Here is an 11372-nt window from a genome sequence, read left to right as displayed (position 1 = left end):
TTCTTATACTAGACCGTTACCTGTAATTAAAACCAGATTATGAAAATAAGATTTTTAAGCTTATTCCTTCTTCTAACAATTAGTTCTTGTGGACAAAACAAAATTAAAACTTTTGATAAAACATTAATACCTGGTACTAGAGTTTATCTAGATAAACCAGAAAACTTTAAATTGGCTGCTAATTTTATTGGATTAAAAAGTGGAGAATCAGTCATACAGTTTTTTGACTTATTTGGTGGAAACTACAATTCCAACGCAAAAAGCTTTACAAAAGAAAATTTTGAAAAAAAAGGTGTAACTGTTTTTGATTTCAAAAAACTAAAGATTGATGGTTTTCCTGCAAAACTTGCATTTCTTCAAGGAAATCCTAATCAAAAAAGCTTACAATTAGTTTTTGGTGACAATGAGTTTTCAGTAATGGTAATGGCATTTATTCCTGATTTTGAAAAAGAAAAAATTAAACAAATCGAAAACTCATTTTTAACAATCGAATACGATAAAAATAGAGTAGTCGACCCTTTTGAAATTGCATTCTTTAAGATAGATGACTCAAAAAGCAGTTATAAATATTCGAAAACGGTTTCAAACATGTTCTTGTATACTAAAAATGGAATAAAAAAGGACAGCTTTATGGGAGAATCAGCATATTTGATTTCTCAACTACCAACTGAAAGACCAGATATGGGACCCAAATCTCTTTTTGATACTAATTTGAATTCTCTTAAAAGTAATGGATTAATCATCTCCAAAAGAATACCAACAGAAAGGAAAAAATTAAACGGATTTAATTGCTACGAAGAATTAATTATTGGTAATTTAAATAATGAAGAAACACAAATAATTATGACATGTGTTGTCAAAGAAAATAGAGCTGTGATAATAGCTGGACTTGTCAAAGATGACTTTGAATCAACAGTTGAGGAATTTAAAAAACTTACGAATGAATTAAAAATGAAATAACTACAACTAACACTGTATGTGAAAAATTGCTCGTTTGCTAGCTTCTGATTTTCCTTCGAAAAATCCTTGCATACAAACCGCAATTTTTCATATAAACGTTAGCAAACATTTAAAAAATGAACAGAATATTAACCATTTTATCAGTTGGATTTTTACTGCATTCTTGCTCACCAAAGATTAGAAGTAGCTTGACGGATACCAAATTCTCTACGATAGAAGATAACACACAAATTTTTATTTTAGGTGTTAATGAGAAAATTCCTGAAAGTTCAAAATTTGTTGGGGATTTAAAAATTGGAGATTCAGGATTCTCAACAGACTGCGGCTATGAAACAGTTATTGAAAACGCAAAACTAACAGCCAAAAAATCTGGAGCGAATTTAATTCAACTCATAGAGGTGAAAAAACCAAATTTTGGAAGTACCTGCTATCGTATTAAAGCCAAAATGTACAGAAATTTAGAAACAGAAAAACTAATCGACTTAATAGCAAAGCACGAAGTAAAAAATAAATCTAGACTACCAGATAACGCAGATTATGCTATTGTATATTTTTATAGACCAAAGAATTTTGCAGGTTCATTAATCGGATATAAAATTAGACTTGATAATGATTCTATAATTGGAAGAGTTCGTAATGGCGAAAAATTTAATTACAAGACATCAAATTTTGGCAAACACACTTTTTGGGGAGTTACCGAATCAAAAGATTCTGTGGTTATAAATATAAAAAAAGGACAAGAATATTTTGTCAGATGCGGAATAAATATGGGAGTAGCTGTTGGAAGACCCGATATGTATTTAGTAGATAGTAATGTAGGGATTCGAGAATATGAACACATGGAATAACAACTTTTGCTAATTAAAGTATATAAAAAATCGCTAGTTTTAGCTAAGCCAAAGTTTGTTGCTCGTTTGCTAGTTTCTGATTTTTCTTTGAAAAATCCTAGCACAAACACATGCAACTTTCCATCTACAGAAACGTTGTAGGTAATTTAAAAACCAAAATATGAGACAAAAATTATTATTGACATTACTACTGATTTTTACGATTAAATCATTTTCTCAAGACTCAAAATTCAGTCTTGATTTAAGTTATCCTATTCCGATTGACAAAAATTTTGTTGGAGAAAATTATGATGGAATTATTGACCTTGGTGCTAAATTCAAATTTGCTGAATTAAATCCTTTAAATTTAGGAGCTTCTTTAACTAGTGGGGTTTTAGTCAATGATTCCCCACCAAACAATGAATTTCAAGACTTTAAAATCACAGCATACTTAATTCAACCAAGAATATTTTCGGAATTAGACATTGAATCTATAAAAAGTTTTCATCCTTCTATTGGAATTGGATATACTTTTATAATTTTTGACGCTAAAGGAACACAAAATGGATTTGACATTTCTGGTGGTAGTCAAACTCAAAGTGGTTTAAACATTAATTTCGGAATTGCTTATGACATAAATGATAAATTGTTTGCACAAATTCAATACGATTTTGTAAAAATAAGTCTTGAAAGTGAAATTCCTGATATAAAATATAATACAAACGTTAATATATTAAAAATAGGTTTAGGTTACCGATTGTAAAAAACCACCTATAGTACTGTATACAAAGAATTGTCAGTTTTAGCTAACCATACTTTCCATAAATAAACACGTTATCAAACAGTTGAAAAACGAAATGAAACAACTTCTGATTTTAATACTTACATTTTCTCTTTTATCAAGTTGCGACAAAAAAAAAATCTGATAAAAAACAACTTGAAATTGAATCAAAGACTGATTTAAAAGAGGAAACAGAATTGAAACCTCATACCGAATTAAAAAATGTCCATTCTGAAAAGAAAAAGGATACAATCAATAATTATTGGGCATTAGTAATGGACACTATTTCTGAAAAAAAGGAATTCAAAATCTCTGAACTAAGAAACACTCTTGAATTAAAAACATATAGCTTAAATGATAGTTTAATTGTAAGGAGTTTATCGCAAGGGGAAGATCAAATATATTTAGACCATTCTCATACAACGGTAACAGATTTTAAACTTTTGACTGACCCAATTGTTGACCAAAAACGAATTGACAGAACTGACTTTAAAAAATCACTAATCCCTGAATTTTATGCCGAGTGTAATCTTTACACAACCAAAATTGATAGCATAAAAGGAAACATAATTTACCTTAATTCAAGCTTGGCGATTCCAGATACAGATAATATATGGAGCGTCTGGTACTTAATAAAAATTAATAATAACAGATTAGGTGATTTAGAAATTAAAGAAACTGATTATGTCGGACTATAAAACCCGTTTGTAACACCATATAAAAATTATGCTTAGTTAGTGCTTAATTGAATAGGGCGGGCATAGTATACCACCCACTGCGGATAAAAGTGAGCATGGCAATAATTATTGTAAATCCTTTTAATAGCTTAGGCTTAAAAGAGTTTTTAAGTGGTTCAAAAACTCCTGTTTTCAGTGGTCCCCTTTAACCGTTTTTTTGAAGCTGACTAACAATTGTCATATTTTATTTACATAATTAGATATAATTTTATTTATGTAAAAAATGAGTTTATAAACCTCTATGAAAAAAATATCAGTAACAATAATATTAATTCTTCTTTCACAAATAGGTTTTAGTCAAGATTATCAATCTGAATTTCAAAAGTATTGCCAGACTAATGACATCATTAACCAATTAAAAGTTTTAACTGAATGGAAAACAGCAAATCCAGAAGATGCTGAACTTTACACAAGCTATTTTAATTATTATTTTAACAAATCAAGGCAAGAAGGTCTTGCTATGACGGTTGAAGAACCAAATGGAGAAAGACTTGTTCTAAAAGACAGCCTAAATCAAATTAAAGGCTATTTGGGAAGCCGAGTATATTATGACCAAGCAGAATTAAAAAAAGGACTAAATAAAATAGATGAGGGAATTAAACTTTATCCAAACCGACTGGATATGAGATTTGGTAAAATATATGCTTTAGGGCAGATATCTGATTGGGATAATTTTACTTCAGAAATAATAAAAACAGTTGAGTATTCTTCAAAAAACAACAATAACTGGACTTGGACAAATAATGAGAAACAAGAAGATGGAAGAGAATTTTTCCTTTCTTCTATACAGGATTACCAAGTTCAGCTTTATGAAACAGGAAATGATGATTTACTTGTAAATATGAGAGATATTGCCAATGAAATCCTTAAATACTACCCAAAACACATAGAGAGTTTATCAAATCTTTCTGTAACATACTTATTGACTGGAGACTATGATAAAGGACTTGAACCTCTTTTGAGAGCAGAAAAAATAGACCCTAAAGATTATATTGTACTTTCAAATATTGCTCAAGGATATAAACTAAAAGGGAATAAGGAAAAAGCCATTGAATATTACGAAAAGACAATTGAATATGGAGAAGAGAGGGCAAAGGAGTTTGCAAGGCAGCAAATAATTGAATTAAAAAAATAAGTAATCAACATAAATATATAAAAAAAATAAAAAAACAAATTATGAAAAAAATTATCCTTGTTGCCATCATTATTTTAGCTTGTAATTTATCGTTTGCACAGAATTTTAGTGAATTAGCTAAATATGAATTTGAATCGGTTGAAAGTTATAAATCTGAAGAGGCTAACGTTCTAATGTGTGCCAATTATTTATTTACCAATCCATCAAATGAAGCCGAATTAAATCGATTAAATTCAATTCAATACATCATGAAATGGATGATGGGAACACCTGATTACACTTTTGATATTGGAAAAAAAGCAATAGAATTGACCAAAGGAAATTCTGATTTACTTGGGCTTTATATGGCAGCCATGTCTAAAGTCGTGATAGAAAACAATGGTGAAGTATTGAGTAGTGATGACATTTATAATAAAGCAGAGAAAATATTGGTTGAATATTGTTCTAATGTGAAGAACAAAATGAAGCCTTCTAAAAAAATCAAAAAGTTGATAAATGAAAGTAAGTAATAATAAACCTATTAGTATATATAATGAAGAAAGCATTAATCATATTATTTATAACAACGGCAAATATTGCATTTTCACAAAAGTCATATAAAGCTGTAGAAAAAGGGGATATTGAAAAAGTAAAAGCATTAATTGAAAAAGGAGAGGATGTAAATGAATATAATAAAAATGGACTATTTCCTTTATGGCGTTCCACGGCCGATAATAATTATGACATTTCTGAGCTATTAATTAAAAGTGGGGCAGATGTCAATCAAATAAATAAGGTTTCCCCAGGTAATTCCACTCCAATTGAATTCCCTTGTCAAGAAGGGTATTTAGAAATAGTAAAATTATTAGTGGAAAATGGGGCAGATGTTAATTTTAATGGATATCGTGGTTTTACTCCTATAAGAGTGGCTGCAAGAAATGGACATTTAGAAATTGTACAATACTTAGCAGAAAATAAAGCTGAAATTGATTTTAAGGCAATGGATGGTGCTACACCACTTGAGCATGCTGCTGGTAAAGGACATTTCGAGATTGTTAAGTTTCTTATCGAAAAAGGGGTTGATATAAACAATAAAGATAATGATGGTGATTTTGCACTTGGAGAAGCTGCTAAATTAGGATATATAGATATAATTCAGCTATTGATTGATAATGGGGCTGATTTATTTTTAAAAAATAAAGAAAAGAAAAATGCTCATGATTTGGCTAAAGAAAGGGGGCAAAGAAAAGCAGCTGAATTGCTTGCAAAATACATGAAAAAATAGCACTAGAGTAACATAACTTAAAATAGTATCCATGCAAAAAATGATTTTAGCCTTAGTCTTAATAACTTTCTTGAAAATTGGGTTATATGCTCAAACAATCAATAATTATGACCATTGTAATTGTACAGAGACTATCAATTATTCTGATGCTCATGTAGTTGATGGCTTATATCAATTGCTCAGTAATGGAAAAATTATAGAAAAAGGAAATTACTTAGATGGAGTTAAGGATGGGACTTGGGTTGTAAACAACACCAATGGTGTTTTAATCAGTAAGATTGAATATTCTAATGGAAAGCTAAATGGAGACTATGAATTATTTTATTTTGAAGGACAGCCTAAATTGATAGCTAAATTTGAAAATAATTTACCTGTTGGAGACTGGAAATATTTTAGTAGAAAAGGAAAAATTATTAAGAAAGGTAGTTATGCAAATGGGAAGCCTATTGGAACGTGGAACATCTTTAAAGACAATGGAAAAAAGATAATAGCAGAATACGACTTTGATAATAAAAAGAGCATTGTTTCTAATGATAATGCAAAAATAAAAAAGAGTTATTTACCAAGAGATGATGAAAGTGGAGAGTATATAATCATCTATTATCCAAAAAGAACAGATAAAACCAAAATTAAACCTCTAGGTGGGTTTATTCAATCAGGGGAGTATTTCATCGATTTAATAAATGTTCCTTTGGTTTTAATGAATACATATACAAGTTATCATTTTGAAGTAAAAGCAGAAGTTAAAAGTGGTCTGTTTTCAATAAAAGAAGTGACTTATAATTCCAATGCAGTGCATAATTATAAACTCCCATCACTGCCTTTTATTGCGCAAACCAATTCTCCTAAAAATCTAAATAAAATAGAACATAAAGATTTCTTAAAATTTAAAATGAAAGAACGGATTTTTGAAATCTTAATGGTTTTAGGTCCTTGGGTTTCAGAATCTGATTCAGATATAGATATCCAAATTCCTTTTGTGTTGAATGAAATAAACTAAATTTAAAGCATAACCTTTAAAAATTCTGAACAAATGAAAATTAAACAAATAGGAATTGTTTTGGTAATGGTTTTTATGGGAACTCAATTAGTTGCCCAATCAACTATTCAAGATATAGTAAAAGAAGGAGTTCAATATCATGACAATGGGGAATATGAGAAAGCCATTGAAATCTATAAAAAAGCTCTTAAAATAAATCCAAAATCTCCTCTTGTAAATTATGAGCTTTCTTTTAGCTATATTAAAGAAGGGGATTATAAACAAGCTATCAACCACTCAGATATTGTTATAAATCAAAATGCAGAATATATGATTCCTGCTTACATAACAAAAGGTTCGGCGTTGGACATGTTAGGTAAAACAAAGGAATCTATCAAACTTTTTGAGAAAGCCATTAAAAAAACAAATGGACATTTTTTGCTTTATTATAATTTGGCATTAAACTATTATAAATTAAATGATTTAGATAAGGCTGAAGAAAATGTGATAAAAGCAATTGAGCAAAACCCAAACCATTCAAGCAGTCACCTCATGTTAGCTAATATAAATAATCAAAAGAAAAATACTGTTCAAACATTATTGGCAACCCATTATTTCCTTTTTTTAGAACCAGATTCTGAAAGATCACTAGGAGCTTACCAGATGCTCCAAGAAAACTTTGGGGGAAATGTATCTAAAGATGAGAATAAACCAAATACAATTAATATTACATTAACCACAAATAAAGATAATGATTTTGGTGCAGCAGAATTAATGATATCATTGCTTGAAGCCTCAAAAACTTTAGAAGAAAATGAAGGAAAAACAGAAGATGAAATGTTTATTAAAAATACAGATTCCTTTTTCACTATGCTTGGAGAATTGAAAAAGAAGAAAAATAAAGGAATATGGTGGGTTTTTTATACAACATTTTTTTATGATTTAGCCAAGAGTGAGCATATGGAAGCATATTGCAAGTATATAAGCCAAAGCGGAAATGAAAATTCAAGAAAGTGGCTTGATGGTAATGAAACCAAATTATCTGATTTTGGTAATTGGTTGAAAAGATACTGAAAAAAATGCGGTAATATTTAGATAAATTGATGTATAAATAAAATAATAAATTTAAAATCTTTATTCTTTAAAAGATTCTAGATTTAGCCTTTTTCAAAAACAAACAAAGGCAAAGCCAATATAATTTTGGCAGAATTTTCTTCATTCACCCATGAGTTCTTAGTTTAAGCCTTTTCAAAAGATTTTTATAAAAAAATATAGATAATATGAATGTTTCACTATTATTTCACTCAATTATTTTAATGGTTAGGAAATTCAGTAAACAAAGGGGTTTTGGAAAAAGGTTCGGACCGGGGGGCGGGCTGTTTTTTATTTGATAAATTATACCCAGATAAAAAGCAAAATACTTATAAATTACGGTTTTTTAAAGCTGTTTATAACGGTCCGTAACTCATCAGTTTTTATGTTTAAAACAAGGAAAAGTTTTAAATAAAACCCAAGGTAGAACTAAAAGACTATTGCAAATTTTCTCTGCAAATGAATGGACACAATTTTTTTGATTAAATTTATTTAGTACGTAGTTGAAAAAATTTAAGGTTTGGGTTCTACTTCACTTTTTTTTTGATTTTAATTTGTTGTTTAAGCTACCTTTTAACTGTGTTTAAAATGATATCGGTAAATCGATAGATAAAGTCAGATGAAATCAAGAGACTATGCGGTTTCCCCGATTTCATCATTACGATATATTATGCTTTCATATGACCTATTATTATCGACAAAAGCATGATTTTAGAAATAAAAATAAAGTGTCATTTTACTCAGTTATTTTGTTTTAAGTTTTTAGTTCTACAATCAATAATTTCATTGGTATTTTTATTTTTAAAAACAGAAAAGTTATTTTTAAAAATAAAAATAAAACAAGATTTATTTAGTCCTAAAGTTGACGGTAATATTTAAACTATGATTGAGAAATTAGTTAACCCTGAATTAGAAATATAGTGCTGGAAATTTGATAAAATGTCTATGTCATTCTAACAGCAATTAAACGTTTCACTTAATTATTTAGAAGTTTCGAAAATCTATGAAATAAAAGGTTTTAGGAGTTAGGTTCTAATCGGGGGGAATCTGGGTTCGTTCAAAAAATTTAAGATTCTTAAAAATAACTTAGAAGATAAGGGTGGAATTACCGTAGAAAATTTTGAAAAAACAGTAGTTGACTGGAAGAATCATTTTGTGATATAATCTAAGGATTATGTTGCTTTGTTTTTTAAATATAATAGTTCATTCAACCAATTTTCCTTTTAAAAGTTTTGTTCTACAAGATTTCATTAGCTAAAATTTAACTAATAGTATTTAACAACCAAAACTCTAACATATTATCATTTTGAGGACTTTCTTCAATAATTTTTCCCAAAAGTTTTTTGTATTCTTGAGAGTTGTGTTTTTTAGATATTTGCCAAATTATTGGAAGCAGGTACGATAGGTCAATAGGTTTTAAAGTGCTATGATTCCATTCCTTACCTTTAACAACTGGCGTTAGATATTGTATAGCTAAAGATAAACTTTTTTTGTTCTCAGATTCATATTGCCACATATCTATACCCACTTTATCTCCTAATACAGCAATACTAATTAGTGCTTGTAAGTTGAAGCAACTATAAAAAAATGATCTTGATCTTGCGAGCTCATGAATTTGTCCACCTTCGTTATTTAGCATTTCATCCAAGCTTTTTTCTGCCAATTCAACCATGTTTCTTGCTAAAGGTTTATTACCTAAATAAAGTGCCAACGACGCAACTTGAAATTTGTACCATGATCCATGATTATTCTTTTGCAGGCTTCCTTTTATACCTAAATCGCTTTCAGTTAGCCAATTTAAATAGTCAGTAAACCATTGTGTCATTTTTGCTTTATGATTATCTTTCCAATTATTTGAAACTGAAAGTAAATTAATAGCATCAGGAATAAACATAACTATGGATCGGCCGTCTAAAATACCTGTTGGCCTTTTATTTGGATTACCTGGAACACTTTGTGCATATTCCAAGTTCGGATTCATAAGAGTGTCTGGATTTAAAAACCAAGTTTCAATCATGCTAATGGCTTTATTTGCATACTTTTCATCATTGGTAAAATAGTATGCTAAACTAAGAGTCCAAACGCCTTTTCCCATAAAACCTAATCTTTTTCTGTCAACTGTATCAGTTTGTGTTTCAGGGTTGGTCTTTCCATCAATCCTTACCCAAGGTAATCCATTCTCTTTTTGAGGATTAGGCCACCAATATCTACTAATACTCATATAATCGTGTTTGTTTCCTGTTGGTGGTAGCATGGTTTTATCCATGACTGTTGGATTTTTACTTTTTAGTAAATTATTGGCGCTTTTAATTAGTTTTTGATAAGCAGTGAATGTTTGTTTAGAAGCAGTGCCATTCTGAATCATTTTTTTTGATGTAGCTAAACTAGTGGAATCTAAACGTATAAAAGGATTTGTATTTGCGTTTGTATTAAAAAAACACATTAATAGTATAAGGAATAAAGTCTTTTCTATTTTTATCATAAACAGAACATTTTCTCGATTATTTTTTGTTAAAGTCATAGAAGAAGTTTTATATTTTATAATTAACCGATGTTTTCTTTTGTAATAACACAAATATACATATATTTGGTAAACCAATCTGGTAAACCAATTTGTTTTTGAATTATGTCAAATATAAGAAGAAGGGATTTTGTTAAGCAAACGTTGTTTTCAGCCGGCTTAATCCCTTTTTTAGGATTTTCTAATACCATCTTTGGTGAGAGGGAAACGGATAATTTATCAATAAGTATTTTTTCAAAGCATCTCCAATTTCTGGATTATCAGAATCTTGGAGAAATGGCTGCAGAAATGGGTTTTTCTGGAGTTGATTTAACAGTAAGGCCCAAGGGGCATGTACTTCCAGAAAACGTTAAAACAGATTTGCCTAAGGCTATTGAGGCTATAAGGAAAAGTGGATCCAACTGTAAAATGATAACAACCAGTATAGAGAGTGTAAATAATACTTTAGATGTTGATATTTTAAAAAGTGCATCTCTTGCCAACGTAAACTTTTACCGTACTAATTGGTTTAAATACAAAGAAGGTTTACCTATGGAATATTCTTTGCTAATATTTCAAGAGGAAGTAAAAAAATTAAGCGAGTTAAATAAAAAACTAGGCATCATAGGTTGTTATCAAAATCATGCGGGTACTAATATTGGTGCTTCATTCTGGGAAATTAAGAAAATACTTGAAACCGCAAATCCAGAATATTTTGGGGTGCAATATGATATTAGACATGCTATGGTTGAGGGGGGAAATTCATGGGTAAATGGCCTTAAATTATTAAATCAAAATATTAAAGTTATTGTCTTGAAAGATTTTAAATGGGAAATAGTAAATGGTAAATGGCAGCTTGTAAATGTGCCCATAGGGCAAGGAATGGTCGATTTTATTTCCTATTTTAAATTATTGAAAAAATATAAATTAAAACCTCCAGTATCTCTTCATTTAGAGTACGATTTAGGTGGTGCAGAAAAAGGAAATCCTGAAATATCAGTCGATAAAAAAGTGGTGTTTGATGCCATGAAAAAAGATCTAAATGAAGTTCAACGTTTATGGCTAAAAGCCTAAAAACTAAATAATTTTTATAATCA

General features: G+C 29.3%; 11 protein-coding genes. 10 read left to right on the top strand and 1 reads right to left on the bottom strand.

Annotated features, from left to right (window positions below):
- The first annotated feature begins 39 nt into the window (after positions 1–39).
- The 9 genes from G5V56_RS08575 to G5V56_RS08535 all read left to right on the top strand — a co-directional run bounded on the left by G5V56_RS08575 (position 40) and on the right by G5V56_RS08535 (position 7757).
- A complete protein-coding gene (locus tag G5V56_RS08575; RefSeq protein ID WP_166963866.1) occupies positions 40–960 on the top strand; it encodes a hypothetical protein in 921 nt (306 codons plus the stop codon).
- Between the two features lie 116 nt (positions 961–1076).
- Positions 1077–1808, top strand: coding sequence for a DUF2846 domain-containing protein (locus tag G5V56_RS08570; RefSeq protein ID WP_166963864.1), 732 nt, complete (start codon positions 1077–1079; stop codon positions 1806–1808).
- A gap of 160 nt (positions 1809–1968) precedes the next feature.
- Positions 1969–2550 (top strand): outer membrane beta-barrel protein, encoded by a 582-nt coding sequence (locus tag G5V56_RS08565; protein ID WP_166963862.1) that lies wholly within the window; start codon positions 1969–1971, stop codon positions 2548–2550.
- A 215-nt stretch (positions 2551–2765) separates the two neighbouring features.
- Positions 2766–3266 (top strand): hypothetical protein, encoded by a 501-nt coding sequence (locus G5V56_RS08560; RefSeq protein ID WP_166963860.1) that lies wholly within the window; start codon positions 2766–2768, stop codon positions 3264–3266.
- 280 nt (positions 3267–3546) lie between these two features.
- Positions 3547–4440: a tetratricopeptide repeat protein gene (locus tag G5V56_RS08555; RefSeq protein ID WP_166963858.1), complete on the top strand. Its 894-nt coding sequence runs from the start codon at positions 3547–3549 to the stop codon at positions 4438–4440.
- A gap of 41 nt (positions 4441–4481) precedes the next feature.
- Complete coding sequence (locus G5V56_RS08550) at positions 4482–4949, top strand: hypothetical protein (RefSeq protein WP_166963856.1); 468 nt, start codon at positions 4482–4484, stop codon at positions 4947–4949.
- Positions 4950–4972: 23 nt separating this feature from the next.
- Positions 4973–5704 carry an ankyrin repeat domain-containing protein gene (locus G5V56_RS08545; RefSeq protein WP_166963854.1) on the top strand — a complete coding sequence of 244 codons (732 nt, stop codon included), beginning with the start codon at positions 4973–4975 and terminating at the stop codon, positions 5702–5704.
- Positions 5705–5735: 31 nt separating this feature from the next.
- Complete coding sequence (locus tag G5V56_RS08540) at positions 5736–6704, top strand: toxin-antitoxin system YwqK family antitoxin (protein WP_166963852.1); 969 nt, start codon at positions 5736–5738, stop codon at positions 6702–6704.
- 33 nt (positions 6705–6737) lie between these two features.
- Positions 6738–7757: a tetratricopeptide repeat protein gene (locus tag G5V56_RS08535; protein WP_166963850.1), complete on the top strand. Its 1020-nt coding sequence runs from the start codon at positions 6738–6740 to the stop codon at positions 7755–7757.
- Between the two features lie 1279 nt (positions 7758–9036).
- On the opposite strand, the gene G5V56_RS08530 is transcribed toward G5V56_RS08535, so the two are convergent.
- Positions 9037–10296: an alginate lyase family protein gene (locus G5V56_RS08530; RefSeq protein ID WP_206285880.1), complete on the bottom strand. Its 1260-nt coding sequence runs from the start codon at positions 10294–10296 to the stop codon at positions 9037–9039.
- 105 nt (positions 10297–10401) lie between these two features.
- Here G5V56_RS08530 and G5V56_RS08525 point away from each other — a divergent pair, with 105 nt between their 5' ends.
- Positions 10402–11349: a sugar phosphate isomerase/epimerase family protein gene (locus G5V56_RS08525; RefSeq protein WP_166963848.1), complete on the top strand. Its 948-nt coding sequence runs from the start codon at positions 10402–10404 to the stop codon at positions 11347–11349.
- The last annotated feature ends 23 nt before the right edge of the window (positions 11350–11372 follow it).

Source organism: Yeosuana marina, assembly GCF_011762485.1.
In the GTDB taxonomy this organism is placed as follows: domain Bacteria; phylum Bacteroidota; class Bacteroidia; order Flavobacteriales; family Flavobacteriaceae; genus Yeosuana; species Yeosuana marina.
The sequence above is the reverse complement of the archived record's forward strand: the minus strand, read 5'-3'. Positions and strand labels throughout refer to the sequence as shown.